We start from the raw sequence: 18,551 nt of genomic DNA, 5'->3' as shown, positions 1-18,551 counted from the left end.
CGCGAAGGTGACGGTCGGACCATCCGTTACGCTCAACCCGTTACCCCGCCCGTCAGCGACGCCGGGACCCACGCAAGTTCACAGCGCCACCCCGACCGGGTGTGCCGCTGGTCGCGCGCGGCCGAAGGGCCGCCGGGACGGAGGTGATCGTGGAGCTCCTGCTGCTCGTGACCGCACGGGCGGGTGAGCCGTCGGCGGTGTTGCCGGCACTCGACCTGCTGCCGCACTCGGTGCGCACCGCGCCCCGCGACGTGCGCACCCTGGTGTCCGGTCCGACCCCGGACGCCGTCCTGGTGGACGCCCGCTCCGAGTTGAGCGAGGCGCGGGCCACCTGCCGGATGCTGCACGCGACCGGGCTCGGCGTGCCGCTTGTCGCGGTGGTGACCGAGGCCGGTCTGATCGCGTTGAACGCCGACTGGGGCGTGGACGACGTCATCCTCGCCGCGGCCGGTCCGGCCGAGGTGGAGGCCCGGCTGCGCCTGGCGGTCGGCCGGTTGAGCAACGCCATGGCCGGAGCCGGCGGCTCGGTCCGGGCCGGCGAGCTGAACATCGACCCGGACACCTACGCCGCCAAGCTCAAGGGCCGGCCGCTCGACCTGACCTACAAGGAGTTCGAGCTGTTGAAGTTCCTCGCCCAGCACCCGGGCCGGGTCTTCACCCGGGACCAGTTGCTGCGTGAGGTCTGGGGCTACGACTACTTCGGCGGCACCCGCACGGTGGACGTGCACGTCCGGCGGCTGCGCGCCAAGCTCGGCTCGGAGTACGAGTCGATGATCGGCACGGTCCGCCAGGTCGGCTACAAGTTCGTGGTGCCGCCGTCGCGCTCGCTGCCGGAGTCGGAGCCCGCGCCGCTGCCGGTCTGACCGCCACCCCCACCGGGGGCACTTTTCCTATATGCCCCATTTGGCCTTCTCGCCGCCCATATCCTGACTGCCGGATTCGTCAGGGCTGAGGGGGGCCAACGGTGTACGTGCTGACCACGGGGGCGGCGAACGGCCGGTACCACTGATGTCCGGCTCGACGCTGAAGGCGGTGACGGTGGTGACCGCGGTGCTCGCCGGGCTGCTGGCCTCCGCGTACGCGCTGGGCCACAGCCTGGTGCCCGAACGCCACCCGTCGACCGCGGGCGCGACCACCTCGGCCTACGGCCCGCGCTACGCCGACCAGCCGCCGAGCGACGGCCCCGGCACGCCCGGCGCGGACCCGACGCCGGACACCGTGCCGGACACCGCCGACGGCGACGGCCCGTACGGCGCGCACGTCAGCACCGGCTCCGCCCGGGTGGCGCTGACCTTCGACGACGGCCCCGACCCCCGCTGGACGCCGCAGGTGCTCGCCCTGCTCGGCCAGTACGGCGTGAAGGCCACGTTCTGCGTCGTCGGCGAGAACGCGGAGAGCTACCCGGACCTGGTGCGGTCCATCGCCGCCGAGGGCCACACCCTGTGCAACCACTCCTGGAAGCACGACGTCAACCTCGGCAGGCGCACCCCGGAGACGATCCGGGCGGACCTGACCCGCACCAACGACGCGATCCTGGCCGCCGCCCCGCACGCCCGGATCGCCTACTACCGGCAGCCGGGCGGTGTCTGGACACCTCAGGTGATGTCCGCCTGCGCGGCGATGGGTCTCACCCCGCTGCACTGGAGCGTCGACCCGTCGGACTGGAAGACACCGGGCCCCACCGCGATCGAGACGACGGTCCGTACGCAGACCGCCCCGGGGGCGATCGTGCTGATGCACGACGCGGGCGGGGACCGCTCGGGCACGGTCGCCGCGTTGCAGCGGCTGCTGCCCGAACTGCTGGGCCGGTTCGAGTTGGAGCCGCTGCCCACCGGCGCCGCGTGACGAGCGCCACCGCCCACCCCGCCGCCGTGCCGAGAACGACGGCCCGCCGGCCACTACCGTGACGGGCATGGGCAGCACCGAGCAGACCAGTGGCGACGGATCCGACGCATCGGTTCCCGGTGACCGGGTGAGGGCCGCCGACCGGCTGGCCGCACCCGAGGTGGCGGAGGTGCTGGCCCTGGCCCGGACGGCCGGCGACGCCGACGGCGCCGACCCGCTGGACGAGCACGTGCTGCTGCGGCTGCGCGACCCCGGGGCAGCGGCCGTGCACCTCACCGCCCGCGGCGCGGACGGCACCCTGACCGGGTACGCGCACCTGGACACCACCGCGCCGGCCGAGGGCGTCGGCGTGGAACTGGTGGTGCACCCGGCGTACCGGCGTCGGGGCACCGGCCGGGCGCTGGCCCGGGGGGTGCTGGCCGCCGCCACGGGGCCGCTGCGCGCCTGGGCGCACGGCGACCACCCGTCCGCCGCCGCGCTCGCGGTCGACCTGGGCTTCGCCCGCGCCCGGGTGCTCTGGCAGCTCCGCCGCCCGCTCACCGAGGCGGTGCCCGCCCCGACCCTGCCGGAGGGCGTCGAGCTGCGGGCGTTCCGTCCCGGCGCGGACGACGAGGCCTGGCTGGCGGTCAACAACGCGGCGTTCGCCCAGCACCCCGAGCAGGGCCGGTGGACCCTCGACGACCTGCGCGTCCGGTTCGCCGAGCCGTGGTTCGACCCGGCCGGCTTCCTGCTCGCGACCGACTCCGCCACCGGCCGGCTGCTCGGCTTCCACTGGACCAAGGTGCACGAGCGGCAGGGGTCGGCCCGGATCGGCGAGGTCTACGTGCTCGGCGTCGACCCGTCCGTCCACCGCGGCGGGCTCGGCCGGGTGCTCACCGCCGCCGGCCTGGCTTACCTGCGCGACCGACGCGGGCTCGACCGGGTGATGCTCTACGTCGACGAGAGCAACACCGGGGCGGTCGCGCTCTACGAGCGGCTCGGCTTCGCCCGCTGGTCCGCGCACGTCAACTACCACCGCGACTGAGCGGCGGCGGAGACCTCGGCGGGCGGTCACGGGAGCATCACGCGGACAGCTCGGCACGGTAACGACTGCCCGGATAAATCGCCCTAAAGGCGATAGCGGGCCGCGAGTTCACGAAATGGACAGGCCCCCCTCAGCCTACGGCCATCCCGCCGGCCGGGCGTGTTCATCCCCCGTTCACTTCCGACCGGCGAACCGTCCACCTGGCCCTCCTAACTTTCACGTCAAGCCGGTCAGCGCCGGCCCCCGGCAACCCCGGGCGACCTGACCAAAGACGTGAAGGGAAACCCCTGAAGTGAAGCTCCAGCGGCACGGCGCCATCGCCTGTCTCGCTCTTACCGCGGTTCTCGGTCTCAGCGCCTGCGGCTCGGACAACAACGAGCCGGCCGGCGGTTCCGCCTCCGGCTCCGCCGCCGCCGTCGACTGCGGCAAGGGCACGCTGAACGCGCAGGGCTCCTCCGCGCAGAAGAACGCCATGGCCGAGTGGATCAAGGCCTACCAGCAGAAGTGCGCGGGCACCACGATCAACTACGAGCCGAGCGGCTCCGGCGCCGGCATCCAGGCGTTCATCGCCGGCACCGCCGACTTCGCCGGCTCCGACTCCGCGCTCAAGCCGGAGGAGCAGCCGCAGGCCGACGCCAAGTGCGCCGGTGGCCAGGCCCTCAACCTGCCGATGGTGATCGGCCCGGTCGCGGTCGTCTACAACGTCGGCGGCGCGGACAACCTCCAGTTCAGCCCGGCCACCCTGGCGAAGATCTTCGCCGGCAAGGTGACCAAGTGGGACGACGCGGCGATCAAGGCCGACAACCCGGACGCCAAGCTGCCGTCGGCCGCGATCCAGGCGGTGCACCGCTCCGACGAGTCGGGCACCACCGACAACTTCACCAAGTACCTCTCCAAGACCGCCGAGGCGGACTGGACCTTCGGCAACGCCAAGGCGTGGAAGGCCCCGGGCGGCGTCGGCGCGGCCAAGTCCGACGGTGTGGCCAGCAAGGTCAAGAGCACCGAGGGCACCATCAGCTACGTCGAGCTGTCGTACGCCGAGAACTCGGGCCTGAAGATGGCCAAGATCAAGAACGGCGCCGGCGAGTTCGTCGAGCTGACCGGCGACTCGGCCGGCAAGACCATCGCCGGGGCCAAGTTCGAGGGCCAGGGCAACGACCTCAAGATGTCGATCGACTACAACACCAAGGAGGCCGGGGCCTACCCGATCGTCCTGGCGACCTACGAGATCGTCTGCAGCAAGGGCCTCGCCGCCGACAAGCTGCCGCTGGTCAAGGGCCTGCTCGGCCACGCCGCCAGCGCGGAGGGCCAGCAGGAGCTGGCCGAGCTGGGCTACGCCCCGCTGCCGGACGCCGTCCGCACCAAGGTCGAGGCCGCCGTCAAGAGCCTCGCCTGACGCCCTGAACGACACCTCCTCAACTCGAAGCGAGCGAGCAGATGGGTGATACCCCTCACCGCTCGGCGCACGCCGGCACCGGCGGGACCCCCGTGGCCACGAGCCACGAGCGGCCCGCCGGTGCCTCGGCGCGTGTGGCCGAGCGCTCCGGAAACCCTGGCCGCCCCGGCGGCGACCTCGGCGGGGGCGGCGGCCTCCCGCGCGCCCGCGCCTTCGGCGCGGAACGCGTGTTCCACGGCCTGACCCTGGCCGCCGGCAGCACCGTGCTGATCATCATCGCGGCCATCGCGATCTTCCTGATCGCCAAGGCCGTACCGGCGCTGCGGGCCAACACCGAATCGTTCTGGACCTTCGAGGGCTGGTTCCCGAACGACAACCCGCCCAAGTTCGGCATCGGCGCGCTCGCCTTCGGCACGGTGCTGAGTTCGCTGCTGGCGCTGTTCATGGCGGTGCCGGTCGCGCTGGGCATCGCCCTCTACCTGTCGCACTACGCCCCGCGCCGGCTCGGCAACAGCCTGGGCTTCCTGATCGACTTGCTGGCCGCCGTGCCGAGCGTGGTCTTCGGCCTCTGGGGCCGCGACTACTTCGCCGGCCCGGTCGCCGACCTCTCCGCCTGGCTGCACACGTACTTCGGCTGGATCCCGATCTTCGGCGACGGCCCGTACGGCAGCTCGATCCTGCTCGGCTCCGTGGTGCTGGCGATCATGGTGCTGCCGATCGTCACCTCGCTCTCCCGCGAGGTGTTCCGGCAGACCCCGACCGCCAACGAGGAGGCCGCGCTCGCGCTCGGCGCCACCCGCTGGGAGATGATCCGCACCGCGGTCCTGCCGTACGGCCGGCCGGGTGTCATCGCCGCGGTGATGCTGGGCCTGGGCCGGGCGCTCGGTGAAACCATCGCGCTCGCGCTGACCCTCGGCTCGACGTACGCCATCTCGTTCAACATCCTGCAGAGCGGCGGCAACTCGATCGCCGCCAACATCGCCAACCGGTTCGCCGAGGCGAACGACACCGGCCGGGGCGCGCTGATCGCCTCCGGCCTGGTCCTCTTCGCGATCACGCTGATCGTCAACATCACCGCCCGGGCGATCATCTACCGGCGGCGCGAGTTCACGGAGTCCGCGGCATGACCTCCACTCTCACCACCCGTCGCCCGCGCCCGCCGGCCCAGCCGGCCACGCTGCGGGCCCGGCGGCTTCCCGCGTACGCCGCGCCCGCCGTCGCCGTCGCGGCGCTGCTGCTCGCCGCGGGCCTGGTCTACGGCGCCGGCATCGGCGGCCCGGTCCTGGTCGTGGTGCTCGGCGTGCTGCTCTACCTGGTCGGTCTCTTCGCCGCCGCGAACGCGGTGGAGGGCCGGCGGTCGGCCCGCAACCGGATCTGGAGCGCGCTGATCCACTCCGCCTTCGTGCTGGCCGTGCTGCCGCTGGCGTCGGTGGTCTGGACGCTGGTGAGCAAGGGCTCCGAGCGGCTGGACGCCGACTTCTTCGGCACCTCGATGAACAACATCGGGGCGCGGGACGCCAACGGCGGCGCCTACCACGCGATCATCGGCACGCTGGAGCAGGTCGGCATCGCCGCGCTGATCACCGTGCCGCTCGGCGTGCTCTGCGCGATCTACGTGGTCGAGTACGGCCGGGGCCGGTTCGCGTTCGCCATCCGCTTCTTCGTGGACGTGATGACCGGCATCCCGTCGATCGTCACCGGCCTGTTCGTGCTGGCCTTCTGGGTGCTGATCGTCTCGCCCTGGTTCAACGACGGCCGGCCGAGCTTCTCCGGCTTCGCCGCCGCCCTGGCGTTGAGCGTGCTCATGCTGCCCACCGTGGTCCGCTCCACCGAGGAGATGCTCCGGCTGGTGCCGGCGCCGCTGCGCGAGGGCGCGTACGCGCTCGGCGTACCGAAGTGGAAGACCATCCTGCGGGTCGTGCTGCCGACCGCGCTGCCCGGCATCGTCACCGGCATCATGCTCGCGGTCGCGCGGGCCGCCGGTGAGACCGCGCCGGTGCTGCTCGTCGCCGGCGGCGGCGCGGCGATCAACTTCAACCCGTTCGAGAACAACCAGTCGTCGCTGGCCCTCTTCGTCTACCAGCAGGCCGGCGAGGCCTCGAAGTACTCGCCGGCGCGGGCGTGGACCGCGGCGCTGACCCTGGTCGCCCTGGTCCTCGTGCTGACCGTCGCGGCGAAGCTGCTGGCCCGTCGAAACCGGCTCGGCCGATGAACCCCGGAGGTACCGCCACCATGGCCAAGCGTGTCGAGGCCGCCAACGTGACCGCCTACTACGGCGGTTTCAAGGCGATCGAGAACATCAACCTGACCGTCGAGCCGAAGACCGTGACCGCCCTGATCGGGCCGTCGGGCTGCGGCAAGTCGACGTTCCTGCGGTCGATCAACCGGATGCACGAGGTGCTGCCCGGCGCCCGGGTCGAGGGCAACCTGACCATCGACGGGCAGGACATCTACGACCGCGACGTGGACGTCACCGCGGTCCGCCGGATGATCGGCATGGTCTTCCAGCGGCCGAATCCGTTCCCCACCATGAGCATCTTCGACAACGTGGTGGCCGGGCTGCGGCTCAACGGCGTGCGGCGCAAGTCGATCCTGGAGGAGGCGGCCGAGAAGGCGCTCCGCTCGGCGAACCTGTGGGACGAGGTGAAGGACCGCCTCGGCAAGCCGGGCGCCGGCCTCTCCGGCGGTCAGCAGCAGCGGCTGTGCATCGCCCGCACCATCGCGGTCGAGCCGCAGGTGGTGCTGATGGACGAGCCGTGCTCGGCGCTGGACCCGATCTCCACGCTGGCCATCGAGGACCTGATGTTCCAGCTCAAGGACAAGTTCACCATCATCATCGTCACGCACAACATGCAGCAGGCCGCGCGGGTGTCCGACCGGACCGCGTTCTTCTCGATCGAGAAGACCGGCGACCCGGGCCGGCTGATCGAGTACGACAACACCCAGAAGATCTTCAGCAACCCCACCCAGAAGAAGACCGAGGACTACATCACCGGCCGCTTCGGCTGAGGTGTGCGGCGGGATCCCGGCTCACCGGCCGGGGTCCCGCTCACCGCATCAGGAAGCGCGGCTCGGGCCCGTCCAGGTCCTCGATGCGCGGCAGGATCGGCGTACCCGGATCTCGCTCCGCCGCCGCGCGGGTCACGCCCGCGAGGTCGCCGGCGGCGGCGATCTCGGCCAGCGTGACCATGGTCGGCGGCAGCATGGTCAGCTCACCCCCCTCGGCCCGGGCCAGCGCGTCCGCCGGGCGCAGCCACAGCGTGTGGTCGGCCTCGCCGGAGACGTCGCGGGTCCGCTGTCCCTCGGGCAGCAGGGCGACGAAGAAGTACGTGTCGAAGCGTCGCGGCTCGAACTCCGGCGTGATCCACCGGGTCCACGGCAGCAGCAGGTCCGACCGGAGCGTGAGCCCACGCCCGGCCAGCAGGTCGGCGAAGCCGGTACGCCGGCCCACCAGGTCCTGCCGGGCGGCCTCCCAGTCGTCGCCGCTCACGTCGCCCACCACGGTGTCGCCGTCCGCGCCGGCCAGCAGCACGCCCGCCTCCTCGAACACCTCGCGGGCGGCGGCGCAGACCACCGCCTGCGCGTCCGCCGGGTCGAGCCGGAGCCGCTCGCCCCAGGCCGCCGGCTCCGGCCCGGCCCAGCCGAGGTGCGCCTCCGAGTCGGACCGGTCCACCCCGCCGCCGGGAAAGGCGTACATGCCGCCGAACGTCATCGCCGCCACCCGCCGGATCAGGTAGACCTCGAAGTCGTCACCGGCCGGACGGAGCAGCAGCACGGTGGCGGCCACCCGGGGCGCGGCGGGCACACCGCCCTCGGCGTGGAACCGGCGGGCGTGCTCCACCAGGGCGGGAGGGGCGGCGAAGCCGTCGATCGTCATCGCCCGAGCCTAGTTCCGGTACGGCGATCCGGCCGGACCGGATCCCGCCGCCCGACCGCACCCGGTTCGACCGTCCCTGCGGACCGCCGGTAGCGTCCGCGTCGACTCCGCCATGTCCTGCCAGCTCATCCTGCCCTGCCCCCGGCCCCGCCCCGCCCGGCCCCGCCCCGCTGGGCACGGACCGGCCGGCGGAACGCCCGGAGACAAACCCGTCCTGTCACCCTGCGTGGCGGTGATCCGCCCCGCCAGACCTGTCCCCCGCCGCCTTTGCTCTGCAGCCATCGGCGCAGCAGCAACCGACGGTGACCGCTGCGTGGAGGGCTGCAGAGCAAAGGCAGCCGCGCGGTCGCGGGCCGCCGGCCGATGGCCGACCTTTATGTCCGTTAAGCGAGTGATGAGGTCGGGATCTGCGCTGGAGACTGTCCGAGGCGATGACTCTGCGCAACCTTCACGCTCCGTTGTCGCCGAATGGGGCGGCGGGGAGCCACGGAGAACCGGAGACGCGCGAACCGTCTCGGCGGGCACGGCACCTCCGCCCGAGGCGTGGCGGCGCACGCCGGGCCGCCGGCCGGGACGCGGTGGCGCAACGCCGGGCGCCGGGCGGGCCCGACGCGCGTCCCGATCGGTGGATCATCCTGCGGGGGTGGACGCCGGGCGGGATAGCGTGCCGGCATGACGCGTTGGGGAATCCTGGCCACCGGACACATCGCCGCCGCCTTCGCCACCGACCTGCGGCTGGCGCCGGGGGCGGAGCTGGTGGCGGTCGGGTCGCGGACCCGGGAGAGCGCCGAGGCGTTCGCGCGGCAGCACGACGTGCCGCGGGCGTACGCCTCCTGGGCCGAACTGGCCGCGGACCCGGACCTGGACGCGATCTACGTGGCGACGCCGCACGCCGCACACCACGAGGCGGCGCTCGCCTGCCTGGCCGGCGGCAAGGCAGTGCTCGTGGAGAAGCCCTGCACGCTGGATCTACCGACCACCACCGAACTGGTGGAGACGGCGCGCGCCCGCGGGCTCTTCTTCATGGAGGCCATGTGGATGCGGACGAACCCGCTGATCCTGCGGATGCTGGAGCTGATCTCCGACGGTGCGATCGGCGAGGTCACCCACGTCCGGGCCGACTTCGGGGTGGCCGGTCCGTTCCCGCCCGAGCACCGGATGCGGAATCCCGCGCTGGGCGGCGGCGCGCTGCTCGACCTCGGCGTGTATCCGCTGAGCCTGGCCCACCTGGTGCTCGGCGCGCCGCAGCACGTGCAGGCGTGGGCGCGGCTGAGCCCGGAGGCGGTGGACGAGAACAGCGGCATCGTCCTGGGCTGGGACTCCGGCGCGGTGGCGACGCTGAGCTGCGGCATGGTCGGGGCCACCGCGATCACCGCGTCGATCACCGGCACCACCGGCCGGATCGACCTGCCCGAGCCGTTCTTCCGGCCCGGGTCGGCGGTGCTGCACCGCCTGGACGCCGAGCCGGAGACGATCGCGGCGGACATGACCGGCGGCGGCTACCAGTACGAGGCGATCGAGGTGGGGCGCTGCCTGGCGGCCGGGCTGACCGAGAGCCCGCTGGTGCCGCACGCCGCCACGCTGGAGATCATGGCGCTGATCGACGACATCAAGGCCCGGATCGGCGTCTCCTACGCGTAGGCGGGGGCCCTTCCTCAACACCGGAGCGTTAAGAAGGGCCCCCGCCTATACCGAAAACGTTAAGCGGGGGCCCTTCCTTAGAACAGCGGGCGGACCAGGAGGTACGCGAGGCAGGCGATCGCGGCCGCGGCCGGGAACGTGATGATCCAGGCGATCACGATGTTGCCGGCCACGTTCCAGCGGACCGCGGAGAGCCGCTTGGTCGCGCCCACACCCATGATCGCCGAGGTGATCGTGTGGGTGGTGGAGATCGGCGCCTTGAGCACCAGTGCGTTGAAGTAGAGCACCGCACTGGCCACGGTCTCGGCCGCGAAGCCCTCCGCCGGGCCCAGGTCGATGATCTTCCGGCCCAGGGTGCGGATGATCCGCCAGCCGCCCGCGTACGTGCCGAGCGCCAGCATCGTCGCGGAGGTCCAGAAGACCCAACCCGGGATGTGCGTCTTGCTGTCCTGGAAACCGCCGGTGTAGAGCGCCAGCACGATGATGCCCATGGTCTTGGCGGCGTCCTGCATGCCGTGACCGACCGACATGGCGGCGGCGGACACGGTCTGCGCCCAACGGAAGCCGCGGCTCAGCTTGCCCGGCTGCCCCTTCCGGAACAGCCACATGATCGCCAGCATCACCAGGAAGCCGAGCACCAGGCCGACCACCGGGGAGAGCACCATCGGGAGGAGGACCTTCTCCACGATGTTGCCCCACTGGACGATGCCGTCGGCGGCGAACAGCGTGGCGCCGACCAGGCCGCCGAACAGGGCGTGCGAGGAGGAGGACGGCAGGCCGAAGTACCAGGTGATCAGGTTCCAGGCGATCGCGCCGAGCACCCCGGCGAAGACCACGCCGAGGCTCTCCACCCCGGTCGGGAGCGTGACCAGTCCGTCGCCGACGGTCTTGGCCACCCCCGCGCCGAAGTGCGCGCCGACGAAGTTGCCGACAGCGGCCAGGCCGAGAGCGATCCGGGGTGTCAACGCCCGGGTCGAGATGCTGGTGGCGATCGCGTTGGCCGCGTCATGGAAGCCGTTCGTGTAGTCGAACGCCATGGCGACCGCGATCACCGCCAGCACGGCGATGAGTTCGGGGCTCACAGGATCAGGACTCCTTGACCGCGATGGTCTCGACGGTGTTGGCCACGTGCTCGAAGGCGTCGCAGGCGGCCTCCAGCTCGTCGGCCACCTCCTTCATCTTCAGCACCGTGAGCGCGTCGTACTCACCGGAGAAGAGGCGGACGAGCAGCATCCGGTAGGCCTGGTCGCCGTCGTTCTCCAGCCGGTTGCACTCGATCCAGTAGTCCTCGAGATCCTTCATCGACTTCAGCCGGGGCATCGCCTCGGCGGTGAGCTTGGCCTGCTGGTCGAGCACGTTCACCAGCTCGTGCAGCTCGCGCGGGAGCGACGGGAGCTTGGTGAGGCCGTACAGGTAGAGCAGGTTGCCGACCGCCTCCAGGTGGTCCATCACGTCGTCGAGCAGCGAGCCCAGCCGGTAGATGTCCTCCCGGTCGAACGGCGTGATGAAGGTGGAGTTGATCTTCTTGTAGAGATCGTGGGTGATCTGGTCGCTGTCGTGCTCGACCTCGGTCAGCCGCTCGCTGATCGACTGCACGTCCGCGCCGGGCAGACCCAGCTCGTTGAGCAGGTCGGTCCCCTTCACCAGGTTCTGCGCGGCCCTGGTGAAGAGCTCGTAGAAGGCGCCCTCGGTGGGACGGAAGGAAAACTTCACAGCACGGACCTCGTCGTGTCGGTGGAAGGGTGGCCGTCGCCCCGGGGGGCACCTGCTCTGGGCATGCTAGGGACCCGGCCGAACCGGGCATCGACCGGCCCACCCCTGGTCAGAGCCGATTCACCGCTCGTTCACCTTCCGTTAACCTGACTACTCTGAGCCCTGGTCACGTAACCGGGCACGCTCCCGTTCTACGTCGAAATCGGCAGCCGGATACCCCAGATCCAAACCGTCGAACGTCTCCCGCAGCAGGTGGGCCACCGCCCAGTCGCGGAACCACTTGCGGTCCGCCGGCACCACGAACCAGGGGGCGGCGTCCGTGCCGCATCGCTGGAGCGCCTCGGCGTACGCGGCCTGGTATTCGTCCCATCGGGCCCGGGTGTCCAGATCGCTGGGGTTGTACTTCCAGTACTTCGTCGGGTCGGTGAGCCGCTCCATCAGCCGCTCGCCCTGCTCGGCGTGGGAGATGTGCAGCATGACCTTCACCACGCTCACCGCCTGCTCGGCCAGCTCCCGTTCGAAGTCGTTGATGATCTCGTAGCGGGACCGCCAGGTGGCCTCGTCGACCAGGCCCTCCACCCGGGCGATCAGCACGTCCTCGTAGTGCGAGCGGTTGAACACGCCCACGTAGCCGGGGGGCGGCAGCGCCCGCCGTACCCGCCACAGGAAGTCGTGCCGCAACTCCTGCTTCGTCGGCGGGCCGAAGGAGCGGATGTGCAGCCCGAGCGGGTTCATCGCGCCGGCCACCCGCTTGACGGTGCCGTCCTTGCCGCCGCAGTCCATCGCCTGGAGCACCAGCAGCACCCGGCGTGGCCGACCCGCCGCCAGGCCCGCCCCGGCGTGGGTGGGCGCGCTCGTCGCACCGCCCGGGCCGGCGGCCACCTGCGCGGCGGCGTACAGCATCTCCTGCTGCCGGCCCAGCTCGGCGCCGATCAACCCGACCTGCCCCCGGGCCCACTCCTTGCGCGCCGACCCGCGCCCGGCCGCCCTCGGCAGCCCCGGCGTCGAGCGCGGGTCGATCGCCGTGAGGTCCACCGGCCCCGGTCCCACCCGCAACAACTCCCGCATCGACCCACCCTCGGGCCCCACCACGCCACTCATCCCCCGATCCTCACCCCACAACCCCGATCATGGGTACGGCGCATCCGTTACGCCCACTTTGCCCCTCCCACCGCTGACCCTCGGCCCCGCTTCCACCCGCAGCCACCCTCGCCCGCCGCCCCGCGGGAGATCTTGGTACGAAACGGCCCTCATGGGGGCCACCTTCTACCAAGATCTATCTCGATCCCACCAAGCAGAAGATCGATCTCGTGCTGTAGGAGGCGAGACGGCGAGGCCGGCGGTGGAGAGCGGCGGGTCGGCGGGCGGCCGGGCGGCGGGAGAACAGGTGGAACAAGGGCGGGGGCAGCGGACGGGTGGCGGGCGGGAGAATGGGTGGGTGGACGAACTGGCGGGGGAGTTCGAGGCGGAGCGGGGGCACCTCCTGGCGGTGGCGCAGCGGATGCTGGGCAGCCGGAGCGAGGCCGAGGACGCCGTGCAGGAGACCTGGCTGCGATGCTCCGGCGCGCTTGCCGACCCGGCCGACCGTGCCCGCGTCCGGGACCTGCGCGGCTGGTTGACCACCACCTGTTCCCGACTCTGCCTGGACGTGCTCCGCTCGGCCCGGGTGCGCCGCGAGGCGTACCCCGGCCAGTGGTTGCCGGAACCGGTGGTGACCGGCCTGCCGGCGGCGGACGGGTTCGCCCCCGACCCGGCCGAGCGGGCGGTCCGGGCCGACCAGCTCGGCACCGCCCTGCTGGTGGTGCTGGAACGGCTGACGCCGGAGCAGCGGGTGGCGTTCGTGCTGCACGACGTGTTCGCGGTGCCGTTCGCCGACGTCGCCGCGGTGCTCGGCACGACACCGGAGGCGGCCCGGCAGCTCGCCTCGCGGGCCCGCCGGGCGGTGCACGGGCCGGACGCGCCCCGGCACAGCGCCGACCTCGCCGAGCAGCGGGAGGTGCTCACCGCGTTCGTGGCCGCGGTGGAGTCCGGGGAGCTGGCGCAGCTCGTCCGGGTGCTCGCGCCGGACGCGGTGTCGATCGGCGACGCCGGCGGCCACTTCCCGGCGGCCCGGCGGCCGGTGGTCGGCGCCGAGTCCGCCGCCCGCCTGCTCCTCGGCCTGTTCGACCAGGCCCGCCGGCGGGGCGGCCTGCGGGTGCGGCCGGTGCTCGTGGACGGGACGCTGGGCTGGCACGCGGAACTGGCCTGGCCGGACGGGCGGACGATGCGGATGGTCACCTCGTTCGCCGTGCACGAGGGACGGGTCACCGGCGTGTTCAACCAGCTCAACCCGGAGAAGGTGGGCGAGCTGCCGCCGCTGGGCCCGGACGCCGCCTGGCCGCCGCGCTGGTGAGCGCGGCTCAGACCACCAGGGCCAACCACTTCCGGTACGACGTGGCGAACGGCTCGCTGCCGTCACCGAGCGCGCCGAGCAGCCAGCGGGCGGCCGCCTCGGCCTCGGTGACCAGGTCGTCCGGGTAGTCCCACCGGGCCCGATGCTCGGCGAACTCGTCCTCGTCGCGCAGCTCGACGAGGCCGGTCTCGCGCCGGCGCACCACGTCCAGGTCGAGGTCGACCAGGTGCACCGTCTCGCCGTCCTCCCAGCGGGCCGGGGTGGCGATGTCGCAGTAGACCTCGCTGGTGCGCGGCGGCGGGTTGAACATGCCTGTCCACCAGCCGTGCCGGGGCACCAGCAGGACGAACGGGATCTGCTCGACCGAGGGCCGGCCGTGGTAGACCGACTCGGTGCCGGCCGGCACGCCGAGCCAGACGCCGAGGTCGTCCTCGGCGAGCCGGCGGGCCGGGTAGTCGCGGTGCGCGCTGCCGTCGTACTTGCGGTAGATCACGCGGACCACATCGCTCGGCATGCCTGGCACCCTAACCGATTCCGGCCACGCCACGCGATCGGCAGGTAACCGGACGCGACCCGGCGGTCGCCACGCCGCCGGAGCGGCCGGACCGGCGTCGGTGCCGACGGGTACGGTCGCACGGTGAGCCCGTCCCGCACCGCCACCGCCGTCCCGAAGAAGCGCCGGAGCGGCCGCCCGAGCGGCGGGGAGCTGCTGGCGGCCGCGGTGGGCGCCGTCCCCGGCGGCACGGCCCGCCCCGGCCAGCAGCAGATGGCCGAGGCGATCGAGCGGAGCATCGGCTCCGGCGAGCACCTGCTGGTGCAGGCCGGCACCGGCACCGGCAAGTCCCTGGCCTACCTGGCCCCGGCGTTGACCGTGGACGGTCCGGTGGTGATCTCCACCGCCACCCTGGCGTTGCAGTCCCAGCTCGTCGACCACGACCTGCCCCGGCTGGCCGACGCGGTCGAGCCGGTGCTCGGCCGCCGCCCCACGTTCGCCGTGCTCAAGGGCCGCCACCACTACCTGTGCCTGGCCCGGCTGGACAACTCCGTCGAGGACGAGCCGGGCGACGCCCTCTTCGACGCGCCCTCCTCCGGCGGGGGCACGAAGTGGCTCGGCGAGGCGGGCCGGCTGGGCAAGCAGGTGCAACGACTGCGCGACTGGGCGGAGGAGACCGCCACCGGCGACCGCGACGAGCTGGACCCGGGCGTCGACGACCAGGTCTGGCGCACCGTCTCCATGCCGGCGCGGGAGTGCGTCGGCGCGTCCCGCTGCCCGTTCGGCCAGGAGTGCTTCGCGGAGGCCTCCCGCGCCCGCGCCCGCGAGGCCGACCTGGTGGTCACCAACCACAGCCTGCTCGCCGTGGACATGCTCGCCGGGCGGCACATCGTGCCGCCGCACCGGCTACTGGTCGTGGACGAGGCGCACGAGCTGGCCGACCGGGTCTCCTCGGCGGCCCAGGCCGAGCTGGTGCCCGAGCTGATCGACAGGTCCACCCGGCGGGCCCGGCCGCTGCTCCGCCCCGACCTGGCCGACCGGCTCACCGAGGCCGGCGACGCGCTGGCCGTGGGGTTGGCCGAGGCGCCGGCCGGCCGGCTCACCGCCGGCCTGCCGCCCGCGCTGCGCGAGGCGTGCACGCTGCTCGACTCGGCGACCCGGGCCGCGCTGGAGACGATCGGTGACGTGAAGGCGGACGACCCCGATCCGGTCCGCAAGCAGCAGGCCAAGGCCGTGCTGGACGAGCTGTCCACCACCGCCCAGCGGCTGCTGGAGGAGGGCGACCACGACGTCGCCTGGGTGGAGAAGCCGGAGAACGGCAGCCGCCGGGCGCTGGTGGTGGCGCCGCTGTCGGTGGCCGGCACGCTCGCCACCCACCTCTACGACGAGCGCACCGTGGTCGCCACCTCGGCCACGCTGGCGCTGGGCGGGCGCTTCGACACGGTGGCCCGGGCGCTCGGGCTGGACGCGCCGCCGCCCGCCCCGCCGTCGCCGGCCGCCGCCGCGATGGCCACCGCGGCCGCCGCCGGTCGTGGCACCGACGCGGCGGGTGTGGCGAGCACCGAGGGCAGCCGGGCGGCGATCGGCACGGTCCCGGCCACCGAGGGGCCGGGGTGGCGGTCGCTCGACGTCGGCTCGCCGTTCGACTACGCCCGGCAGGGCATCCTCTACGTCGCCGCGCACCTGCCCCGCCCCAGCGTCTCCGGGCTGCCCACGGCGGCCGGCGAGGAGCTGCTGGCGCTGGTCGGCGCGCTCGGTGGGCGTACCCTCGGGCTCTTCTCGTCGCGGCGGGCCGCGCAGCAGGCGGCGGAGCTGCTCCGCGCGCGCACCGACCTGCCGGTGCTGCTCCAGGGCGAGGAGGCGTTGCCGCTGCTGGTCCGCCGCTTCCGGCAGGAGCGGGAGAGCTGCCTGTTCGGGGTGATGTCGCTCTGGCAGGGCGTGGACGTGCCGGGCGACGCCTGCCAGCTCGTGGTGATCGACCGGCTGCCCTTCCCCCGGCCCGACGAGCCGTTGGCCGCCGCGCGTGCGGCGGCGGTGGACGCCGGCGGCGGGTCCGGTTTCGCGGCGGTGAGCGTGCCCATCGCGGCGGTCCGGCTGGCGCAGGGCGTCGGCCGGCTGATCCGGGCCACCGGTGACCGGGGGGTGGTGGCGGTGCTCGACTCGCGGCTGGAGACGGCCCGCGGCTACGGCCCGTTCCTGCGGCGCTCGCTGCCCCCGTTCTGGTACACCACCCGGCCCGAGGTGGCCCGGGGCGCGCTGGAACGGCTGGCCAAGAGCTGACGCCCGCGCCTCCCCGGGCGGGGTGACGCGGGCGTCGGGCGGAGCGGATGCGGGTCAGGGCGCCTGGGAGGCGACCACCACCGCGTCCGGCGGGGTGTCCGGCACGGTACGCGCGGCGAGCCGCCGGACCGCGGTGTTGAGCACGGCGATCAGCGGCACCGCGACCAGCGCACCGGCGATGCCGGCGAGCACCACGCCGGCGGCGATGCCGATGATCACGGCGAGCGGGTGGATGGCCACCGCCCGGCCCATGATCAGCGGCTGGAGCACGTGCCCCTCGACCTGCTGCACGCCGATCACCGCGCCGAGGATGATCAGGGCGGTCACCGGGCCGCTGTCGACCAGCGCCACCAGCACCGCCACCACGCCGGACAGGAACGCGCCGACGATCGGGATGAACGCGCCGAGGAAGACCAGCGCGGCCAGCGGGAACGCGAACGGGATGTCGAAGATGACCAGGAAGATGCCGATGCCCACCGCGTCGATGAAGGCGACGAGCACGGTGGCGCGGACGTAGGCGCCGAGCGTCGACCAGGAGGCGCGGCCGGCGTCGTCGACCTTCCAGCGCGCGGCGACCGGCAGCAGCCGGACCAGGAACCGCCAGATGTTGTTGCCGTCGCGGAGGAAGAAGAACGTCGCGAACAGCACCAGGACGGTGCCGGTGAGCACCTCGGCGAGCGTGGCGGCGGTGCTGAGCGCGCCGCTGGTGAACCGCTCGGTGTTGCCGTTGATCCAGTTCTGCGCCTCGTCGATGTAGCGGTTGAGCTGGCTGTCGGACAGGTGCAGCGGGCCGGTCTTGAGCCAGTCCTGGATCTGCCGCACGCCCTGGGAGGACTTCTCGCTCAGCTCCGGGACGCCCTGGATGAACTCGTTGACCACGAGCGTGAGCGTGCCGATCACCGCGGCGAGGCCGCCGACCAGCACCACGCCGGTCGCCAGCGAGCGGGGGAAGCGGGCCTTCAGCAGCCAGCCGACCGCCGGGGCGAGGAGCGCCGAGAGCAGCAGCGCGACGGTCAGCGGGATGATCACGATGCTGATCGTGCCGACGATCTTGAGCAGCGCCCAGGTGACGATCCCGATCACGATCAGCCGCCAGCACCACGCGGCGGCGATGCGCAGCGCGTGCGGCACCTCGGTGTCGTCGCGGCTCACCGTCGAGTTGTGCATCGCGGCCGGCGGCTCGGCGCCCACCACGGTCGCCGACGGCGACGCCGCCGGACCGGGCGAACCGGGGGAGGCCACGCCGCCCGCCTCGCCGGGAGACGGGTCCCCGCCGGACCGCTCGGCGGCAGCCGCCTCACGACCCGACTCGTACGCGCGGCGGAGCCGTCCGCGCATCCGCTCGAAGCGGCTCAAGCGCACCTCCCGCAAAGCTGGTCCACCCACGTCACAGGGGAGACAGGATACGTCCGACCGCCCCACGGTAGGGCGGTCCCGCCACATATTGCCCCGTCGCCGCACCCGGCAACCACGACGGAACCGGCCGGGCGGCACGCGGTAGCGTCTTCGCGTGACCGCCGACCAGAGTCTCGACACCGGGCTGCCCATCCGCCTGCTGCACGATCGCGTGCTGGTGCGTACCGAGGGCGCGGAGGGGGAACGCCGCTCCACCGCCGGCATCGTCATCCCGGCGACCGCGGCGGTCGGCAAGCGGCTGGCCTGGGCCACCGCGGTGGGCGTCGGGCCGCACGTCCGCTCGATCGTGGCCGGGGACCGGGTGCTCTTCGACCCGGACGACCGCTCCGAGGTCGAACTGCACGGCCGGGCGTACGTGCTGCTGCGCGAGCGCGACGTGCACGCGGTGGCGGCGGAGCGGGTGGAGAGCGCCGAGACCGGTTCGACCGGGCTCTACCTCTGACGGCCGCCCCCGCGCCGGCGCCGTTTGCGGCG

16 protein-coding genes and 2 pseudogenes are annotated in these 18,551 nt (G+C 73.0%); 12 read left to right on the top strand and 6 right to left on the bottom strand.

Annotated elements, in window-relative coordinates; all coding sequences use genetic code 11:
* The first annotated feature begins 143 nt into the window (after positions 1 to 143).
* From ACIA5A_RS00260 to pstB, 7 genes are all read left to right on the top strand, one after another.
* Positions 144 to 863, top strand: a complete 720-nt coding sequence (locus ACIA5A_RS00260) for a winged-helix domain-containing protein (protein ID WP_396754923.1) — start codon at positions 144 to 146, stop codon at positions 861 to 863.
* A gap of 145 nt (positions 864 to 1,008) precedes the next feature.
* Entirely contained in the window at positions 1,009 to 1,845 is an 837-nt protein-coding gene (locus ACIA5A_RS00255) for a polysaccharide deacetylase family protein (RefSeq protein WP_396754921.1), read from the top strand.
* Between the two features lie 67 nt (positions 1,846 to 1,912).
* The gene (gene mshD / locus ACIA5A_RS00250; RefSeq protein WP_396754919.1) at positions 1,913 to 2,869 is read left to right on the top strand and encodes a mycothiol synthase; all 957 of its coding nucleotides are present in this window, start codon (positions 1,913 to 1,915) and stop codon (positions 2,867 to 2,869) included.
* Between the two features lie 292 nt (positions 2,870 to 3,161).
* Complete coding sequence (gene pstS, locus ACIA5A_RS00245; protein ID WP_396754917.1) at positions 3,162 to 4,265, top strand: phosphate ABC transporter substrate-binding protein PstS; 1,104 nt, start codon at positions 3,162 to 3,164, stop codon at positions 4,263 to 4,265.
* A gap of 41 nt (positions 4,266 to 4,306) precedes the next feature.
* Positions 4,307 to 5,392 carry a phosphate ABC transporter permease subunit PstC gene (gene pstC, locus ACIA5A_RS00240; RefSeq protein WP_396754915.1) on the top strand — a complete coding sequence of 362 codons (1,086 nt, stop codon included), beginning with the start codon at positions 4,307 to 4,309 and terminating at the stop codon, positions 5,390 to 5,392.
* Positions 5,389 to 6,477 carry a phosphate ABC transporter permease PstA gene (gene pstA / locus ACIA5A_RS00235; protein WP_396754913.1) on the top strand — a complete coding sequence of 363 codons (1,089 nt, stop codon included), beginning with the start codon at positions 5,389 to 5,391 and terminating at the stop codon, positions 6,475 to 6,477. Before pstC ends, pstA begins: the two co-directional genes overlap by 4 nt.
* A 20-nt stretch (positions 6,478 to 6,497) precedes the next feature.
* Positions 6,498 to 7,274 (top strand): phosphate ABC transporter ATP-binding protein PstB, encoded by a 777-nt coding sequence (gene pstB / locus ACIA5A_RS00230; RefSeq protein ID WP_396754911.1) that lies wholly within the window; start codon positions 6,498 to 6,500, stop codon positions 7,272 to 7,274.
* 40 nt (positions 7,275 to 7,314) lie between these two features.
* Here pstB and ACIA5A_RS00225 read toward each other — a convergent pair whose 3' ends face one another.
* A complete protein-coding gene (locus ACIA5A_RS00225) occupies positions 7,315 to 8,142 on the bottom strand; it encodes an NUDIX hydrolase (protein WP_396754909.1) in 828 nt (275 codons plus the stop codon).
* A 672-nt stretch (positions 8,143 to 8,814) separates the two neighbouring features.
* On the opposite strand from ACIA5A_RS00225, the gene ACIA5A_RS00220 reads away from it, so the two are divergent.
* Complete coding sequence (locus ACIA5A_RS00220; RefSeq protein WP_396754907.1) at positions 8,815 to 9,783, top strand: Gfo/Idh/MocA family protein; 969 nt, start codon at positions 8,815 to 8,817, stop codon at positions 9,781 to 9,783.
* 77 nt (positions 9,784 to 9,860) lie between these two features.
* Here ACIA5A_RS00220 and ACIA5A_RS00215 read toward each other — a convergent pair whose 3' ends face one another.
* From ACIA5A_RS00215 to ACIA5A_RS00205, 3 genes are all read right to left on the bottom strand, one after another.
* A complete protein-coding gene (locus ACIA5A_RS00215) occupies positions 9,861 to 10,865 on the bottom strand; it encodes an anion permease (RefSeq protein ID WP_396754905.1) in 1,005 nt (334 codons plus the stop codon).
* A 4-nt stretch (positions 10,866 to 10,869) separates the two neighbouring features.
* The gene (locus ACIA5A_RS00210; RefSeq protein WP_089157475.1) at positions 10,870 to 11,496 is read right to left on the bottom strand and encodes a DUF47 domain-containing protein; all 627 of its coding nucleotides are present in this window, start codon (positions 11,494 to 11,496) and stop codon (positions 10,870 to 10,872) included.
* A 150-nt stretch (positions 11,497 to 11,646) separates the two neighbouring features.
* On the bottom strand, positions 11,647 to 12,597 hold the full coding sequence (locus ACIA5A_RS00205) for a PPK2 family polyphosphate kinase (RefSeq protein ID WP_396754903.1): 951 nt from the start codon (positions 12,595 to 12,597) through the stop codon (positions 11,647 to 11,649).
* Between the two features lie 337 nt (positions 12,598 to 12,934).
* Here ACIA5A_RS00205 and sigJ point away from each other — a divergent pair, with 337 nt between their 5' ends.
* Positions 12,935 to 13,888, top strand: a complete 954-nt coding sequence (sigJ, locus tag ACIA5A_RS00200) for an RNA polymerase sigma factor SigJ (RefSeq protein ID WP_396754901.1) — start codon at positions 12,935 to 12,937, stop codon at positions 13,886 to 13,888.
* A 7-nt stretch (positions 13,889 to 13,895) separates the two neighbouring features.
* Here the strand turns inward: sigJ and ACIA5A_RS00195 are convergent, their stop codons facing one another.
* Complete coding sequence (locus ACIA5A_RS00195; RefSeq protein WP_396754899.1) at positions 13,896 to 14,402, bottom strand: DUF402 domain-containing protein; 507 nt, start codon at positions 14,400 to 14,402, stop codon at positions 13,896 to 13,898.
* A 123-nt stretch (positions 14,403 to 14,525) separates the two neighbouring features.
* On the opposite strand from ACIA5A_RS00195, the pseudogene ACIA5A_RS00190 reads away from it, so the two are divergent.
* A pseudogene (locus ACIA5A_RS00190) lies at positions 14,526 to 15,863 on the top strand (ATP-dependent DNA helicase); the annotation flags it as partial.
* A gap of 111 nt (positions 15,864 to 15,974) precedes the next feature.
* A pseudogene (locus tag ACIA5A_RS00185) lies at positions 15,975 to 16,661 on the top strand (ATP-dependent DNA helicase); the annotation flags it as partial.
* 54 nt (positions 16,662 to 16,715) lie between these two features.
* Here ACIA5A_RS00185 and ACIA5A_RS00180 read toward each other — a convergent pair.
* Positions 16,716 to 18,017, bottom strand: coding sequence for an AI-2E family transporter (locus tag ACIA5A_RS00180; RefSeq protein WP_396754897.1), 1,302 nt, complete (start codon positions 18,015 to 18,017; stop codon positions 16,716 to 16,718).
* Positions 18,018 to 18,171: 154 nt separating this feature from the next.
* Here ACIA5A_RS00180 and ACIA5A_RS00175 point away from each other — a divergent pair, with 154 nt between their 5' ends.
* Positions 18,172 to 18,519, top strand: a complete 348-nt coding sequence (locus ACIA5A_RS00175; protein WP_396754896.1) for a GroES family chaperonin — start codon at positions 18,172 to 18,174, stop codon at positions 18,517 to 18,519.
* The last annotated feature ends 32 nt before the right edge of the window (positions 18,520 to 18,551 follow it).

This window comes from Micromonospora sp. NPDC051300 (genome assembly GCF_044455315.1).
Classification (GTDB): domain Bacteria; phylum Actinomycetota; class Actinomycetes; order Mycobacteriales; family Micromonosporaceae; genus Micromonospora; species Micromonospora robiginosa.
Note: the sequence above shows the minus strand (reverse complement) of the source record. Positions and strands in the feature narration are given on the sequence as shown.

What these genes read in the sequence shown, in the direction of transcription:
- ACIA5A_RS00255 (WP_396754921.1), top strand. Translation starts at nt 1,009, where the DNA reads ATGTCCGGCTCGACGCTGAAGGCGGTGACGGTGGTGACCGCGGTGCTC.
- mshD (WP_396754919.1), top strand. Translation starts at nt 1,913, where the DNA reads ATGGGCAGCACCGAGCAGACCAGTGGCGACGGATCCGACGCATCGGTT.
- pstC (WP_396754915.1), top strand. Translation starts at nt 4,307, where the DNA reads ATGGGTGATACCCCTCACCGCTCGGCGCACGCCGGCACCGGCGGGACC.
- pstA (WP_396754913.1), top strand. Translation starts at nt 5,389, where the DNA reads ATGACCTCCACTCTCACCACCCGTCGCCCGCGCCCGCCGGCCCAGCCG.
- pstB (WP_396754911.1), top strand. Translation starts at nt 6,498, where the DNA reads ATGGCCAAGCGTGTCGAGGCCGCCAACGTGACCGCCTACTACGGCGGT.
- ACIA5A_RS00225 (WP_396754909.1), bottom strand. Translation starts at nt 8,142, where the DNA reads ATGACGATCGACGGCTTCGCCGCCCCTCCCGCCCTGGTGGAGCACGCC.
- ACIA5A_RS00220 (WP_396754907.1), top strand. Translation starts at nt 8,815, where the DNA reads ATGACGCGTTGGGGAATCCTGGCCACCGGACACATCGCCGCCGCCTTC.
- ACIA5A_RS00205 (WP_396754903.1), bottom strand. Translation starts at nt 12,597, where the DNA reads ATGAGTGGCGTGGTGGGGCCCGAGGGTGGGTCGATGCGGGAGTTGTTG.
- ACIA5A_RS00195 (WP_396754899.1), bottom strand. Translation starts at nt 14,402, where the DNA reads ATGCCGAGCGATGTGGTCCGCGTGATCTACCGCAAGTACGACGGCAGC.